17 protein-coding genes and 2 pseudogenes are annotated in these 14,622 nt (G+C 33.5%); 14 read left to right on the top strand and 5 right to left on the bottom strand.

Annotated features, from left to right (window positions below; translation table 11 throughout):
* Positions 1-36 precede the first annotated feature (36 nt).
* Positions 37-732, top strand: coding sequence for an ABC transporter ATP-binding protein (locus ACFTQ7_RS08950; RefSeq protein ID WP_386828204.1), 696 nt, complete (start codon positions 37-39; stop codon positions 730-732).
* Between the two features lie 11 nt (positions 733-743).
* Positions 744-1,454: an ABC transporter permease gene (locus ACFTQ7_RS08945; RefSeq protein ID WP_386828203.1), complete on the top strand. Its 711-nt coding sequence runs from the start codon at positions 744-746 to the stop codon at positions 1,452-1,454.
* 205 nt (positions 1,455-1,659) lie between these two features.
* On the opposite strand, the gene ACFTQ7_RS08940 is transcribed toward ACFTQ7_RS08945, so the two are convergent.
* The gene (locus tag ACFTQ7_RS08940; RefSeq protein ID WP_386828202.1) at positions 1,660-2,859 is read right to left on the bottom strand and encodes an alpha/beta hydrolase fold domain-containing protein; all 1,200 of its coding nucleotides are present in this window, start codon (positions 2,857-2,859) and stop codon (positions 1,660-1,662) included.
* A 379-nt stretch (positions 2,860-3,238) separates the two neighbouring features.
* Here ACFTQ7_RS08940 and ACFTQ7_RS08935 point away from each other — a divergent pair, with 379 nt between their 5' ends.
* A complete protein-coding gene (locus tag ACFTQ7_RS08935) occupies positions 3,239-3,664 on the top strand; it encodes a VOC family protein (RefSeq protein ID WP_386828201.1) in 426 nt (141 codons plus the stop codon).
* The gene (locus tag ACFTQ7_RS08930; protein WP_386828249.1) at positions 3,657-4,034 is read left to right on the top strand and encodes a VOC family protein; all 378 of its coding nucleotides are present in this window, start codon (positions 3,657-3,659) and stop codon (positions 4,032-4,034) included. Before ACFTQ7_RS08935 ends, ACFTQ7_RS08930 begins: the two co-directional genes overlap by 8 nt.
* Positions 4,035-4,473: 439 nt before the next feature.
* On the opposite strand, the pseudogene ACFTQ7_RS08925 reads toward ACFTQ7_RS08930, so the two are convergent.
* Positions 4,474-4,734 (bottom strand): annotated as a pseudogene (locus ACFTQ7_RS08925) (class I SAM-dependent methyltransferase); the annotation flags it as partial.
* Positions 4,683-5,276 carry a DUF421 domain-containing protein gene (locus ACFTQ7_RS08920; RefSeq protein ID WP_386828200.1) on the bottom strand — a complete coding sequence of 198 codons (594 nt, stop codon included), beginning with the start codon at positions 5,274-5,276 and terminating at the stop codon, positions 4,683-4,685. The pseudogene ACFTQ7_RS08925 and the gene ACFTQ7_RS08920, both read right to left, overlap by 52 nt.
* Before the next feature lie 254 nt (positions 5,277-5,530).
* On the opposite strand from ACFTQ7_RS08920, the gene ACFTQ7_RS08915 reads away from it, so the two are divergent.
* The 4 genes from ACFTQ7_RS08915 to ACFTQ7_RS08900 all read left to right on the top strand — a co-directional run bounded on the left by ACFTQ7_RS08915 (position 5,531) and on the right by ACFTQ7_RS08900 (position 8,736).
* A complete protein-coding gene (locus ACFTQ7_RS08915) occupies positions 5,531-6,343 on the top strand; it encodes an aminoglycoside adenylyltransferase domain-containing protein (protein ID WP_386828199.1) in 813 nt (270 codons plus the stop codon).
* A gap of 53 nt (positions 6,344-6,396) precedes the next feature.
* Positions 6,397-6,690 (top strand): DUF1697 domain-containing protein, encoded by a 294-nt coding sequence (locus tag ACFTQ7_RS08910; protein ID WP_386828248.1) that lies wholly within the window; start codon positions 6,397-6,399, stop codon positions 6,688-6,690.
* 963 nt (positions 6,691-7,653) lie between these two features.
* Positions 7,654-8,397, top strand: a complete 744-nt coding sequence (locus ACFTQ7_RS08905) for an amidohydrolase family protein (protein WP_386828198.1) — start codon at positions 7,654-7,656, stop codon at positions 8,395-8,397.
* Between the two features lie 132 nt (positions 8,398-8,529).
* On the top strand, positions 8,530-8,736 hold the full coding sequence (locus tag ACFTQ7_RS08900; RefSeq protein ID WP_386828197.1) for a hypothetical protein: 207 nt from the start codon (positions 8,530-8,532) through the stop codon (positions 8,734-8,736).
* Between the two features lie 100 nt (positions 8,737-8,836).
* Here the strand turns inward: ACFTQ7_RS08900 and ACFTQ7_RS08895 are convergent, their stop codons facing one another.
* Complete coding sequence (locus ACFTQ7_RS08895; RefSeq protein WP_386828196.1) at positions 8,837-9,748, bottom strand: DMT family transporter; 912 nt, start codon at positions 9,746-9,748, stop codon at positions 8,837-8,839.
* Between the two features lie 130 nt (positions 9,749-9,878).
* On the opposite strand from ACFTQ7_RS08895, the pseudogene ACFTQ7_RS08890 reads away from it, so the two are divergent.
* From ACFTQ7_RS08890 to ACFTQ7_RS08865, 6 genes and pseudogenes are all read left to right on the top strand, one after another.
* Positions 9,879-11,287: pseudogene (locus ACFTQ7_RS08890) on the top strand (aminotransferase-like domain-containing protein).
* Positions 11,288-11,306: 19 nt separating this feature from the next.
* Positions 11,307-11,933 (top strand): DUF3267 domain-containing protein, encoded by a 627-nt coding sequence (locus tag ACFTQ7_RS08885; RefSeq protein WP_386828195.1) that lies wholly within the window; start codon positions 11,307-11,309, stop codon positions 11,931-11,933.
* 66 nt (positions 11,934-11,999) lie between these two features.
* Positions 12,000-12,143, top strand: a complete 144-nt coding sequence (locus ACFTQ7_RS08880; RefSeq protein WP_386828194.1) for a helix-turn-helix transcriptional regulator — start codon at positions 12,000-12,002, stop codon at positions 12,141-12,143.
* Between the two features lie 61 nt (positions 12,144-12,204).
* The gene (locus ACFTQ7_RS08875) at positions 12,205-12,399 is read left to right on the top strand and encodes a WCX domain-containing protein (protein WP_386828193.1); all 195 of its coding nucleotides are present in this window, start codon (positions 12,205-12,207) and stop codon (positions 12,397-12,399) included.
* Between the two features lie 55 nt (positions 12,400-12,454).
* Positions 12,455-13,051 (top strand): DJ-1/PfpI family protein, encoded by a 597-nt coding sequence (locus ACFTQ7_RS08870; RefSeq protein WP_386828192.1) that lies wholly within the window; start codon positions 12,455-12,457, stop codon positions 13,049-13,051.
* Between the two features lie 121 nt (positions 13,052-13,172).
* On the top strand, positions 13,173-13,982 hold the full coding sequence (locus ACFTQ7_RS08865) for a hypothetical protein (RefSeq protein ID WP_386828191.1): 810 nt from the start codon (positions 13,173-13,175) through the stop codon (positions 13,980-13,982).
* A 74-nt stretch (positions 13,983-14,056) separates the two neighbouring features.
* Here ACFTQ7_RS08865 and ACFTQ7_RS08860 read toward each other — a convergent pair whose 3' ends face one another.
* Positions 14,057-14,515, bottom strand: a complete 459-nt coding sequence (locus tag ACFTQ7_RS08860) for a putative iron-sulfur cluster-binding metallochaperone (protein WP_386828190.1) — start codon at positions 14,513-14,515, stop codon at positions 14,057-14,059.
* Positions 14,516-14,622 lie beyond the last annotated feature (107 nt).

The raw sequence follows: 14,622 nt of genomic DNA, 5'->3' as shown, positions 1-14,622 counted from the left end.
CATTGAATATACAACGATAAATAAAGGGGAGAAAATATGAAAAAGTTAATTAACGCTAGTCAATTAATGAAAAGTTATAAAACTAGATGTGTCGTTGATCATATAGATGTTGAAATTAATGAGGGGGAGATAGTAGCTTTAGTGGGCACAAATGGTGCTGGTAAAACAACAACTATCGGTATGCTTCTTGGCATTATTCCTCAGGACAGTGGAACAATTAAATACTGGACATCTGATTACAAAAAGGAAATAGGTACGCAACTTCAAACAACACCTTTTTTCGAAGGCTATTCTGTAGAGGATAATCTGAAATTATTTGCTGCATTTTATGGAGTTTCGCTAACAAAAATGCTGATAGATGAAAAACTTGCAGCTTTTGATCTATTGCAGGTGAAAAAAATGTCTGCAATTAAACTGTCATTAGGACAGCAAAAGCGCCTGGCAATTATCGTGACAACTTTGCATAATCCTAAACTTGTGATTTTGGATGAACCTTCCGCAGGATTAGATCCAAGAGGACAGCGAGAAATTCAACAAATCATTAAACGTTTAAAAGATAGCGGGGTTGCCGTCTTATTTTCTTCCCACGATATGTTGGAGGTAATGAACGTGGCTGACAGAGTGTTGATGATGCATCATGGAAAAATAATTGCAAATGGTTCACCTGATAGTTTAATGGAGCACTACCAAACTCAAAATTTAGAAGAATTATTTTTTGAATTAACAATGTGAGGAGCGAGAAAATGAAGGCTGTTTTCGTATTAAATTTGAAATCGAGTATAAAAGATATGTATTTACTATTTTGGTCAATATTAATGCCATTTGCTGCGATAATTGCGCTAAGGTTATTTGTACCGAACTATGCAGCAAATTATGTAGAAGGAATCATTGCCGTGAGTGTATTTTTTTATTCGTTTATGACCACTGCTTTTATAGCGTTATCGCAAAGAAAAAGAGGTGTTTATAATTTACTTCACGCTACGCCTATGCCTTTATGGAAATATATCATTAGTATTTCAAGTTCGTGGGCAATAGTTGCCATTATCTTATCTTATATAGTGCTTTTATTTTCTATCGTTATCAATCGTCTAAATGTATCTTTTAATATCTTCTTATATATGACACCGATTATTCTAATAGCCTCATTAGGTTTTGTTTTTTTAAGCTTTTTAATATCAAGTCTCGTGAAAAACGAGGGACATTTAAGTATGACTGCCAATGTACTGATGATACCAATGTTACTTTGTAGCAATGCATTTTTTACAATGGAAAAGGCGCCAAGCTTTATAAAATATATTAGTCTGATAAATCCATTTGAATGGTTTTTAAATGGGATTAAAGCTGCATTTATAAATAATTTTAGTACATGGGGAGAATCTTTACTCCTTTTAATAGGATGCTTAGCATTGACACTTATTATTTCATTAAAAACTTTCAAGTATAGTGACCAATAATTGTTCAAAGCAAAGTATAGTTAAATGTAAAAAAAAGAAGGGCCAGAACTTGAGGTGGAGTCTGGTCCTTTTGGTAATTTGCTTAAGCATGCTCAACAACTTGGTGGTGAAAGTCCACTACAGGCAGGTTACTTCATTACGTTTTTTGCTTAATAGGGGCGCTCTTTTAAAAGTCAATTTTATTTACAATTTTTTCTGTAGCATGTTATTTGTTATATTTCTGAAGGAATGTCTTGAGCTTCTCGTACGTAATTTGGGTATTCAAACTACCTAGTACTCCATCATAAACATGTTCAGCTTTCGGAAGATAATAGATCTCATGATGAACATGATTCATGGAAAGTTCCTTGCCCAATATTTTAGCTTGTTCTGTTGGGACAAGACTGTCGCTCGTGCCTAAAAACATAATGGTAGGTGGTGTGTGCTCTCCAATATAATTGATAGGAGAAAGCTTTTGATAACGATCAGGAAATTGTGAAGGTGTGCCCCTTATATACTCTTTCATAACATTTTGCACATAGCCTGGACTAGGATTATTCTCATAAAATTTTGTCATATCTGACGGTCCATAAAAGTTTATCACAGTATTAATAGGTACTGATGGTACATTGGTGGACGGTGGTAAAGTTGTGTCTCCCATACTATAAGCAGCGAGCATAGCTAGATTTCCACCTGCTGAATCACCCATTAAGTTTATTTTTTTAGGATCAATTTTATAAGTATCCGCATGTTCTACTACCCACCCTATTGCTGATTTCACATCAGCTACCTCATCTTTCCATCCTGCTTGGGGAGGCATGCGATAGTCTATATCAAAAACAGTAAATCCTAATTCACTTATCCATTGATTTAAATATGGGGCACTCGCTTTACTGCCCTCAACCCATCCACCACCATGTACCTTTATAACAGCTGGGGTACGTGTGTTTTCCAATTTTTCATTAGCTGGCCACACATCAAGCTTTAACTCAACGCCATCTGTAGTTTTTCCAAATATAATATCTTTTGTAAACTTTGATGATATTTCTGTTTTGTAAAAAAAGTGAGAGTAAAGTGAAACGTGAACATTTTCTTTTTTAGCATAGTTCTTCATTTCTATAATTGGCTCCACAGTTAGAAATACATTTATTATCAATAGCGAAATTAACATGAATTGAGCGATTTTAGCTTTCTTCCATAAAGCAAGTATTAATAGTACTATGATAAAAAATGTTAATATTAATAAAAACCATGGAGTGTACAATGCAAGCGTTCCAAGGAAACCAATTACACTAAGAATATTAGTTGTATGAAAAATGGCATACGTTATCATGGCGGTAAGAAGTGTTAGTATTACTGAAATGCCTGTTAATAGCCACTGCAAAAAACCTTTAGGGCGCCATAAGGTTATTTTTTTTTGTTCCATATTTCAAAATTCCTCCAAAAGAATATATTTTATCTCCGACAGCACACATCTTTCTATGGATCAAATACACTTGGATATTAAAGTGCCTTATATAATTCTCTCTCTATATAATATATATAGAATCAATTTTTTATTTGTAAAGTTAATCTACAGAAGAGGGAATAATCATTCGAGTCAATGTATGGGGAGAATCTTTACTGTTTTTATTAGGTTCCCTAGCTTTGACACTTATCATTTCATAATGACCAGAACTCGAAATTGAGTCTGGCCGTTTTAGGCTGTAATCCAAATTTAGCATTTTGTGAGGACGAAATTGTAACAAGGGATATAAAGGCAGAGCATAAAATATTTTACTTGAGACATTGGAGAGGGTGAGTAGATGTGTGAAAAGTTAATTAGAATAGGAACTACATATATTCCAGTCAGCAATGTAGAACGATCATGTGAATGGTATGTAAGTAAATTGGGTGCAGAACGCTGTTACCAGGATAATGATAAGGCGATTGTTAATTTTGCCAATCAAAGTTTTTTTCTTGTTAAATCCATGAACAATCAAAGCTCTAATTTCATTGATGGCTATGGGGAAGAACATTTTTCAATAACCTTTGAGGTGGATGGATTAAGTGCATTGGAGACTATTCGAAAAGGTTTTATCGATAAAGGAATTAAAGTTGGAAAAGTTGAGAATAGGGGCCATATGGGAAGAAATTTTGTTTTTTATGATGTAGACGGAAATAAGTTTGATGTGTGGAGTGAACTGAGCCCTATTTTTAAAGAAAATTACAAGAAGGGAAAATATAAGTAAACCTATATTAAAAGGTGTAGAAGCGATATTTATTCCAATTAAGAACCCCGACCTATCTGCAAAATGGTATGAGGAGAAACTTGGGTTTTCACTTCTGTATTTAGAAGAAGGCGCTGCAGTAATGAAAATTGATGCAGAATCTCAAACTGTTGTTTGTTTAGTAAAAGCAAAAAATCATATACCACTAAATTTCCCAGATAATTATTTTGGGGTAGGGAAGTTCTTTAATTTTATTACGCATAACATTGAAGAAACATACCGATCATTAATTGAAAAGAATGTTAAAGTTAATGAAATAGATGGAGAAGGTGAGACGAAATTTTTTACCTTTTATGATCCAGACGGAAATCCATTGGGAGTTTATCAATAAACTATAGAGAAACACTATTAATAGAATAGTAAATTTATAGAGGGTCACCTATAATAATAAGTGACCCTTAGTAACAAAGCTTGGGAGGTGTAAGACTAAACCATCTTACATTACTAAAATATGATACGATGTTATTCTTGCATAGTTAATTGCCTGAGAAATATTCGGAAAATACCGATAATTACTTTTGTAGGCATAAACGCTGCGGGATTTAAGTGTTCAGATTCTATCACGATGCCAGTTAATCTTCTTTATGTCTTTGTTTCACGCCTTTCCCTCTTACCTTTAAGGATGGATTGCACAATATTGCACCGTTCATGTCTTACATATCGTTACCTTCTAAAATAAAAACAGCAAGGAAACCGCTGCCTGATGGTGCAATAACACTGTTTTCTTTAGAAAATCGATTAAATTGCATTTGATTCTTCCGAAATTTTACTTATTTTTTCACAGTGTGAATGTATTGAATTGTTTCAAAGGCTGTTAAATAATCTTCTCGATTGTTAAAATAAAGTTCATTAATTGTATTTGGAGATAAATGCTCATAAATTAGCAAACCTGAGTTTTCTAATATTTTTTCTATTTCTTTATAAGTAAAACATGATTTCATTGGTTCACCACTAGCTGCAGCCATTTTCACCATATTATCTACTCGATTTGAAATTCCTTTTTCAGTAAATAATTTTTCATCTGCATAATTAGCTTCCCATCTGTGATGATTTCAAGAGGGATAAAAGCCGGAGCTGAAGGATAGATTTTTAAATCAGTCTTTTGGGTGCTTTGAAATTCAGGCTTTTTCAAAATACTAAGCATGCCATTTGGTTCTAAAATAGCATAGTCAATTTCTGTAATAGAGAAAACTTGATACTGTCTAATCATCATCGTAAGGTCATCAATATTTATTTTTGTGCTTGCTAAAGCTGCTCTATCTATTTTTCCTTTTTTAATAACAATTGTCGGTTGTCCATCAAGTATTACTCTTGCTTTTCCGGATTTTAGAGCGATGTAACTAATTAAACTAGTAAGCGCGCACCAAACAATTAAGCTTACTAAAAATTTTGTGAATAGAATTGTTTTTAAAATTACCATATTTGCTGCAATAGAACCAATTGTAATACCAGTTACGTAGTTAAAGAAGGTTAAGTAACTTAGTTGTTTTTTACCTAAAAACCTCGTAAGTGTAAGCAGGACAAAAAAAGTAATAATCGTTTGAACAACTATTTGTAAATAACTTGAAAACAAATTTTCCCACCCCTTATCTAATCATTAGAATACCAATGAATTTTTAAATGATACTCCATATTGGCTCTTTACAAAACGTAGGGGTGATTTCCGTTTCGACAGCATGTTTTTCTATGGACGTCCAGTAGGAGCGAAGATCAAACGGGCAAAGTTTGAAAAAATTTCATCTCTGATAATCACTTTATTATCACTAATTGTAAATCAGGTAGTCGTTTTGGTAATATAAGTATTATTTGATGAAAAGGAGAGTTTTTATGGATTCTAGAATTCCTATTCCGGTTCAAACAGTTATAAATGAATATTTGACCCTATTTCAAAATAAAATGCCGAATATAATGGAAGGGTTCTATTTACAAGGTTCAATTGCTCTTAACGCTTACATAAACGGATCTAGTGATATCGATTTTATTACAGTTATAAACAGAACCTTAACTGAAGAAGATGCGAAAGTAATATCCGACCTTCACAAAGAATTAAATCGCAAATATAAGGAAATAGGGATGGATGGAAGTTATATTCTATTTGGGGATGTCGGAAAGAAACAGAGTGAGGTAAAAGGCTGTCTAAAGGTAAATGAAGGCAAAACAAATTGGACTAATGATGATATTAACCCAATTACTTGGTGGGTTTTAAAAAATAAAGGGATTACCGTTTTAGGGCCGGATATAGCAACCTATAACTTCAGTGTAGATGAAAGTGTGCTGGTTGATTATGTTTTGCAAAACATGAACAGTTATTGGGCGCATAGATTGGAAACGATGGAAAAATATAAAACTATGGCATTTATGATACCAAATAAATTAGTTGATGAAGAAGTAGAATGGTCCATTACTGGGATGTTACGACAATTTTACACATTAACAGAAAATGAAATTGTTTCAAAAGTAGAAGCTTGTAAATTTGCGATACATCATTTACCTGAAGAGTTTCATAAAATTATTAACGAAGCCATTAGTATTCGAGAAGGTTCAAATATACGTTATTATAATTCGAAAAAACAACGCATTGATGATACGGTTCAATGTATGACATACATACTTAATCATTGTAATAGTATGAAGATTTAGTGAGATGGGGCTCATGATCAAAGTTGAAGGATGACATATGTTAAAACTGAAATATCCAAAGTGGAAACATCCTTTTTGAATCAGATGAAACCGAGGAGCTTTTACAAACGAAAATTCACGATAAAATTAAAGATGATTTTGGGGTATCTAGCGTTGTTGTCATTAGGACAGCAGAGGAAATACAACAAATTATTAGTCAAACTCCTTTTTCAAATCAGGAGATTTCAGAAGCGAATCTCTCATGTAAAGGGAATCTTTGCATGTTGCATTGCTGCCGACAGCTCCTTCAAAAGTCAATAGTGACAAGTTTTTATCCTATGCAAACGAAAGAGAACTCAGTGTCATAAATGGAAGGGATATGTATCTCTTATTTTATGACAGCATTCGAAATTCCAAAGTAGGCAATAATCTAAAAAAGCTTGAGATTCAAGCAACTGTCCGTAATTGGAAAACGCTCATGAAGCTTTCGAGTATGGCCGAAGAAGTCAAACATATGAAGAGAAAATAAAAAAACCTCTTTAGTAAACATTCGTATATTAGGATTTATAAATTTGCATAAAATTAAAAAAGACTAGGTATTCAATTATTTTTTGAATTGACTCGAAAAGTTGGTTGTTGCATTCATCAAGTCTGTTCCTAGTAAAAAAATCGTCAATCTTACAAACCCTGGATTTACGTTTCCTAATCCTCAATCAAAAAATTATAATAAAGAATTATTAGATCAGTTTGACGATGGTCAAAAACATCTCATGTTTCCAAGGACTTTATAAATAATATCAATTTACAATTTGGGCTTTAGTACTTTTATCATTTGGATTAATGTATTATTCTGCGTTTACAGGAAACTCACAGATAGTTAGTATCGTTTGTATTGGTATATTATTGATGATATTCAGATTGGTTTTACAATTAGCACGCAACCAACCAACCTGAAAGAAAGTGGTGATGTTTAGGAAGTCGCCTTTTGGAATTACTTTGGTTACATATCATAAATTAAAAGATTCGACATTAATAAGAATAATATGGTAAACTAGTAATGTCATGGTTAACAAATGAACACGCATAAAGAAAGCTAGGTATTCACAATTTTTTTGTGAGCCTAGCTTTTTTGTGTTGATGAATTGTAACGATAAAAACCGATAAGCAACTGAATGACATTGTGAATCTCGATATTTATTAGAAAAGATTTTTGCAGGATTTTAACGACTCGTACATTTTGAATGATAAGATAAAATTATGTAATTGTATAAAAGAACATAATTTTCTTTTATGTACTATATTTGATAAAGTATAAGAAAGGGGGCGGTAAGATGAAAATTTTTGATGCACACTTTCACATTATTGATTTTGATTTTCCGATTACTGAAAATCAGGGGTATGTACCACCTAGTTATGTTGTAGGAGATTATCAAAAAGAAACAGCGACTTATCCTATTGTAGGTGGGGCAATTGTATCCGGTTCTTTTCAAGGTTTTGATCAAGCGTATTTAGTGAATGCTTTAGAGAAAATGGGATCTGCATTTTGTGGTGTTACACAGCTTCCATTTTCGGTGACAGATGATGAGATTATGGATTTACATAAAAAAGGTGTGCGCGCACTCCGATTCAATGTGAAACGTGGCGGCTCCGAAGATTTAACGAAGCTCGATTACTTTGCGAGACGTGTATATGATTTAGCTGGTTGGCATAGTGAATTATATATTGACGCAAAAAATTTGCCTGAAATTGCACCAACGATTGAAAAATTACCGGCGATTTCAATTGATCATTTAGGACTCTCTGAGGAAGGCTTACCTCATTTATTGCGACTTGTAGAAAAAGGTGTACGTGTAAAGGCGACAGGTTTTGGTCGTGTAGAGCTCGATGTGGAACATGCGTTGAAATCTATTTTTACTGTCAATCCCGAAGCGTTAATGTTCGGTACAGACTTGCCGTCCACACGAGCAAAAAGACCTTTTGCTTATGCAGATATTGAACTGATTCAAGAATTGTTTGATCCAATTTCAGCGGAAAAAATTCTTTATCTAAACGCGGTAAATTTTTATTTTAAGTGAGATATTTATATAGTAAACTGTTTTCTCTAGTCACTAGGATAGATTAAAAAGCGAATATTGGTTCTTTACAGATTTTTGTGAAACAAATGGATGCCTTTAATATATAATAAAAAAACTATGGGGGTGCACCACATGAAACTTTTAGAAAGTAATTTCTTTATTTTTATTTTGGCTTTTGTAGTTGCTATAGCGTTTGTTAACCCGCCTGTAATAAGTGATTTTAAAAGCATAATGTATGTTTCAACTTATTTTATTATTTTAGTTTCAGCGGGATTTGTGACAATAAAGCTTTTATTTAAAATGTATGATTTAGCTGTTTTGAAATTAAGTAAAAACTGAATAATCAACTAAAAAAGTCAACTCAACATTTTTTTAAGAGTTGACTTTTTGTTATGCTAAATCCATTTATTTGAACAAGATGATAAAGTAAACACGTCAGTTAGTTTACACTTTGAGCGTTCTTAGTTTCTATTAAAATACCTTCTTTCTTTACGTTAGCAATAAATACACCTATTAAAGTAATTAAGCCGCCTGTTATGGAAGAAAAATGTGGAACCTCGCCTAGCCAAATCCAAGCGATAAGAAATGCAAAAACGGAGGTTAAATAAAGTGTGCTTGTTGCTTCAGCTGCTCCTGTTCGTGATGTAACATAGGCTAGCATAAAATAGGGAATGATTGTTGGGAAAATGCCGAGATACAAAGTGACGAATGTTGCATTTAACGGGGCGTCCATAATGGCTTCACCTAGGCCAGGCGAGAATAGCAACATAAAGATAGTACCTGACCAAATTGCGTACATCGTGAATGGAAGAGACCCGTATTTTTTTACATAACGACGTTGAAAAACAAAGTATATACTTTCTGAAAGAGAGGCTACTAAAACTAGAATGATCCCCGTATTAAAAGCAAAGTCTCCGGTTGAACCTCCTACAGAAATAAATGCTACACCACAAAAACCAACAAGTGAACCAAGCCATCCCCATAACCCAAGCTTCTCACGAAAAAAGAATACAGCTAACAAGGCGGTGAATATAGGGGTTGTTGAAACAAGTAAACTTGCAACGCCAGCACTAATCGTTTGCTCCCCATAATTAAGTGCTACTTGATATACAGTGAATCCTAAAAAGCCAAGCAATAAAATAATTGGGATATCTTTTAGTGCAGGTAAAGGCGTTTTAGTAATAACTGCGATGATGATTAATACGAATGAGCCGACTAATAATCGTAATAGTGATATATGTTCGGGTGAATAAGCCGTCAATGCGACTCGGATTGCTGGAAAAGCTGATGCCCACAAAATGATTGTTATGAAATGAGCAGAAATAATCTTTAAATCTAATCTTTTTAACATGATTACACCTCGTTTTACTTTCTCAATCCAACCAATTAAATTCTTATTTTCAATATTAATAGGATTTTGGTAAAATTTCTCCAACAGGTTAAAATAAAAAAAACCAACCAGTTCAGATAAGGGAGTACATATGAAAAAGCCAAAATATCAATTGATTATTGATTTTATAAAAGAAAAAATTGCGAAAGGGGAGTGGCCGATTGGCAGTCCTATACCAAGTCAACGTAATCTGGCCAAACAGTTTGAAGTTAATCGGAGTACAGTTATAACAGCTTTAGAGGAACTAATGGCAGAAGGACTAATTGAAGGCAAAGCAGGGAAGGAAACGTTGGTCACCAATAATACTTGGACTTTGATGGGAGGGAAATTCTCGGCGAACTGGAATGAAAATGTCACTTTAGGAACGCATAAACCAAGCGTTTCCATGGTGCAGGAAATTAACGAAGCGGAATCGAATGCGAATCTTATTCAATTGAGTAAGGGGAGTTATCACCAGAGATGTTCCCTTTAGAAGAGATGAAAGCCGTTGTTCAAAAGGTTTCGAATCAATTGACCACTTTTGGCTATGAAGAGCCGAAAGGAAATATAAAGTTACGCCAAGCTATTAGTGATTATTTAAAAGTAAGAGGAATCGAAGCATCTCCGTCGTCCATCCTTGTCGTTTCTGGTGCGCTCCAAGCTTTACATCTAATTTCAATTGGACTCCTGAAAAGAGGTTCATCGGTATTGTTAGAAATGCCGTCCTACCTTTACTCATTGACTGTTTTTGAGTCTGCCGGGATGGAGTTGCAAGGCTTAACGAAGGACAATGAGGGGATTATTATAGATTCCATTTATCCGACTAATGAAAAAGGTAAGAATATTTTATATACGATTCCAACCTTCCACAATCCAACAGGCGCATTAATGAAAGAAGAGAGACGACAGAAATTAATGGCATATTGTGAAAGAGAGCAACTGCCAGTTATAGAAGATGATGTGTATCGTGATTTATGGATTGACAATCCACCACCTAAACCACTGAAAGCAATGGACCATTACGGGAATGTATTGTATGTTGGAAGTTTATCCAAAACCCTTAGTCCAGGATTACGGATTGGGTGGGTAGTCGGTTCGGAGTCAGTCATTAATCGATTAGCAGATTTAAAAATGCAATCCGATTATGGATCAAGTACTCTTTCCCAGCTCGTGGCAGCAGAGTGGCTATCAAGTAATTTATATGAGGATCATCTTGATAAAGTAAGAGAACAACTTAACATTCGTAGAAAAATTGCTTTAGATGCACTGGATAAATATTTGAGTCCTTACGCTACGTGGGACATCCCAAAAGGTGGATTGTTCATATGGGTTAAAATAAAACCAGAATATAAAGTAAAAAGGCTGTTTGAGAAGTCGTTATCCAACAATATTCTTCTAAATCCTGGTAGTATTTATGCCGAAAAATCAGGATTATTTATACGAATTTCCTACGGGTATGCTTCACTCGAAGACATTAAAGAAGGCATTTTCCAATTAAGTGAGATTATTAAAAATCAATAGATTGTAATGGAGGGGTAAAATGAAATTACTAAACAAATTACCGCAAAGTGACCCAAATTCACATGTAGAATTAATTGATAATGGCTGGATTCCTATGCAAGAACCTAAAAATTTAAGAAGTGCTATATTGTTATCGATCCCTTTAATGATGATCGCTTCAATGATTTCTATTGGGGTAATAAATATTTTCTCCAGTATTTCTTTGAATGATTTTGGATTTTCAGAGGGTGCAATAATTATAACAATTAACTTTAGTATTATTTTGTGGATAGTCTTACTAATGATTATTCATGAATTACTTCATTTGATGTTCATTCCTAATTTTATGAAATCCAAAAAAACTTTTGTGGGGCTTACTCTGTTTGGGGCTTTTGTTATTACGGAAGAAGAGATTTTAAAATCAAGATATATCTTCATTACAGTTGCTCCTTTTATAATACTGTCAATAATTTTGCCACTAATTTTAAGTGTAATTGGACTCTTGACAACGACATTAAAGTTCTTGGTCATACTAAACGCAATGGGATCGTCAGTTGATTTATTGAATCTTCTTCTTATAATGAAACAGGTACCGAATAACGCAACATTAACATGTAATGGACCAAATACTTATTGGAAAAAAGATCAGACTGAACAAATAGGGTAAAGATTTCGTAAGTCATCTTAATAGGAATAATACCGATATAGAATACATATGAAAGAGGAGGGTGCAATGAAATCAGCCCGAATGTTTAGTATTTTAAATTTATTAGTTCATCACGAGAAAATCACGGCACAACAATTGGCAGAAAAACTTGAAGTGTCGAAACGAACTATTTATCGGGATATTGAATCCAGTTTCGGCTATTTAAACTGAATCGTATTTTGTCTTATCAAATGTTGTGCTGCAATATGAGAAGGAAGATGAAGCTTTTTTAATGGATAAGATCGGGGTACAAAAATTTCAATTTTATTCAAACAGTTCAACAATAACATATAAAACATTTGATTTAGCATGGGTTATTGATTTTATCATTCAATTAAGAGACAAAGTGAAAGTGCTTGAACCTCCATTTCTTGTGGAGGATGTAAAAAACACAATTAAAAAAATAAGTAAGCTCTATGAAAGTTGACAGGTTTATGTCAACTTTCTTTTGTTAATCTTTTGGAAAAGGGGGATCATTTAAGATGACAAGAGAAATAACAGTATTTATATCCGATGGTTATGCAGACTGGGAATTAGGGTTTATTTGTCCAGAGTTAAATAGTTCAGAGGGGAATTTTAACATTGTTACGATAGCCTTAACGAAGGAAATAGTATGCTCAATGGGAGGGCTAAAAACTATTCCAGACTATTCCATCGAGGATTACCTAAAGAGAAAAAATAATAATCTTACTATGCTTTTATTATGTGGAGGGACGATATGGAAAGAGAATAACTATGAATTATTTGAAGTGAAAAAATTAGTTGATTACTGCCAACGTAATACTGTATTAATTTCAGCAATATGTGATGCAACTACATTTTTAGCTTACAATGGTTATATGAATAAAGTAGAGCATACTGGCAACTCTCATGACTTTATTGTAAACAGTTGTCCAAATTATAGTGGAAATAAATTTTATATAGAAAAGCAATGTGTCAACGCTGATCATTTCATAACAGCAAACGGGACTGCTACATTGGAATTTGCAAAAGAAATTATGAATCATTTGCAAGTACATTCAGAAGAGAAGATTCAAAAATGGTATGATTTCAATAAAAATGGTTTTTACGAAAAATAATTTATAGTTGTTCTTTTGACATACAGCTGACACACTTCATCGATATAGTGTAGATACAGCTTAGTTAAATCTAAGCTTAGGGACAAAAATCCCGTTACACTAATTCAAGGAGTGAATAAAAATGAAAATAAGAAGTAAGATTTCGATTTATGCTATGACAGGAGCTTTATCATTAGGAATATTTGGCGGTGCAACGATTCCAACTCTCGCAGCTACAACTCAAAAGGAAACAGTTAAAGTAGAAAAATTCACAAATTTAGATACTGAAACTCAACAAAAAGTTGATGAAATTTTAAACAACCTAAGGAATGAACTAGCTAACTTAGGGGTGTCATTACCTTCGAAACATTCTGAAAATGGCGATAAGTTCGCGAATTTAGATGATGAAACAAAAAAACAAGTGCAAGATATTATGAAACAGCTTAAAGACGGTTCCTTGACTCAGGAGGAAGCGAATACAAAATTGAAAGACCTTGGAGTATCAATTCCCTCTCATAATGAAAAAGGTGGTAAATTCGCGAAATTAGATGATGGAACGAAAACACAGGTACAAGAAATTATGAAACAAGTTAAAGAGGGTGCCTTAACTCAAGAGGAAGCGAACAAACAACTGAAAGACCTTGGTGTATCGATTCCGACCCATAATGGGAAAGGAGATAAATTCGCGAAATTAGATGATGAAACAAAAACAAAAGTACAAGAAATTATGAAACAAGTTAAAGAGGGTTCAATAACTCAAGAGGAAGCAAACAAACAACTGAAAGACCTTGGTGTATCAATTCCGACTCATAATGAAAAGGGCGGAAGATTCACGAATTTAGATGATGAAACAAAAGAAGAGGCTACCAAATTAATTGAGAAAGCAAAAAAACAAATGGCGGAACTAGGAGTTGAGTTCCCTACAGAAAAGTTTAATCAATTAATGGATTAACAATTTTTACGTGCAATAAAAAGGTCCTAAAACTTCTGTTTTACAGGGGTTTTAGGACACTTTTTTATTCCGATTTAGGCTAGACCTTTAATATATTTCGTAACATTTCCTAAACAACAACTTCCTTGAGGATTGTTTACCTCACAGCCACAACGATTCTCTTTTATATTTTCACGAATATGTTCTAACGGATTTGGAGTAAGTTTATTTTCGACATTGTGTTTAATTTTCTCTTTAGTCCAATCAAAACAATAACAAACCGGTGTACTTAATGAGTCATCCTTTTGATGCACAGATATCTTTATAGCAGAAAGAGTGTACTCCTTATTTCTCGTATCAAAATAAACGACATGACAATCTTTAGTAGAACAAAAATAGTGATTTTCCATCGCATTTATAAATTCTAATACAGATGGTTTAAGCATTGATTTAATTGTTATTAGCTGTATGTTTTTAGCTTTATTTTTGCAAGACGGACAAATAATAGTGTTTGCATTACTATTTTTTTTAGGGCTACTACAACAATTTCCCATCTTTGATTCACCTCGAACAGTTTATTTTCTACAGCTAATGTTTCAGTAGTAGAACATTGGTTTGGACTCATAATTCATCTTCTTTAAAGTATAAACCATGTACTTAG

The organism is Lysinibacillus sp. NPDC056959 (assembly GCF_042674095.1).
Taxonomy (GTDB): Bacteria; Bacillota; Bacilli; order Bacillales_A; family Planococcaceae; genus Lysinibacillus; species Lysinibacillus zambalensis.
Note: the sequence above shows the minus strand (reverse complement) of the source record. Positions and strands in the feature narration are given on the sequence as shown.

What these genes read in the sequence shown, in the direction of transcription:
- ACFTQ7_RS08935 (WP_386828201.1), top strand. Translation starts at nt 3,239, where the DNA reads ATGTGTGAAAAGTTAATTAGAATAGGAACTACATATATTCCAGTCAGC.
- ACFTQ7_RS08905 (WP_386828198.1), top strand. Translation starts at nt 7,654, where the DNA reads ATGAAAATTTTTGATGCACACTTTCACATTATTGATTTTGATTTTCCG.
- ACFTQ7_RS08950 (WP_386828204.1), top strand. Translation starts at nt 37, where the DNA reads ATGAAAAAGTTAATTAACGCTAGTCAATTAATGAAAAGTTATAAAACT.
- ACFTQ7_RS08895 (WP_386828196.1), bottom strand. Translation starts at nt 9,748, where the DNA reads ATGTTAAAAAGATTAGATTTAAAGATTATTTCTGCTCATTTCATAACA.
- ACFTQ7_RS08940 (WP_386828202.1), bottom strand. Translation starts at nt 2,859, where the DNA reads ATGGAACAAAAAAAAATAACCTTATGGCGCCCTAAAGGTTTTTTGCAG.
- ACFTQ7_RS08945 (WP_386828203.1), top strand. Translation starts at nt 744, where the DNA reads ATGAAGGCTGTTTTCGTATTAAATTTGAAATCGAGTATAAAAGATATG.
- ACFTQ7_RS08870 (WP_386828192.1), top strand. Translation starts at nt 12,455, where the DNA reads ATGACAAGAGAAATAACAGTATTTATATCCGATGGTTATGCAGACTGG.
- ACFTQ7_RS08915 (WP_386828199.1), top strand. Translation starts at nt 5,531, where the DNA reads ATGGATTCTAGAATTCCTATTCCGGTTCAAACAGTTATAAATGAATAT.
- ACFTQ7_RS08875 (WP_386828193.1), top strand. Translation starts at nt 12,205, where the DNA reads ATGGATAAGATCGGGGTACAAAAATTTCAATTTTATTCAAACAGTTCA.
- ACFTQ7_RS08900 (WP_386828197.1), top strand. Translation starts at nt 8,530, where the DNA reads ATGAAACTTTTAGAAAGTAATTTCTTTATTTTTATTTTGGCTTTTGTA.
- ACFTQ7_RS08880 (WP_386828194.1), top strand. Translation starts at nt 12,000, where the DNA reads ATGAAATCAGCCCGAATGTTTAGTATTTTAAATTTATTAGTTCATCAC.
- ACFTQ7_RS08865 (WP_386828191.1), top strand. Translation starts at nt 13,173, where the DNA reads ATGAAAATAAGAAGTAAGATTTCGATTTATGCTATGACAGGAGCTTTA.
- ACFTQ7_RS08860 (WP_386828190.1), bottom strand. Translation starts at nt 14,515, where the DNA reads ATGGGAAATTGTTGTAGTAGCCCTAAAAAAAATAGTAATGCAAACACT.
- ACFTQ7_RS08885 (WP_386828195.1), top strand. Translation starts at nt 11,307, where the DNA reads ATGAAATTACTAAACAAATTACCGCAAAGTGACCCAAATTCACATGTA.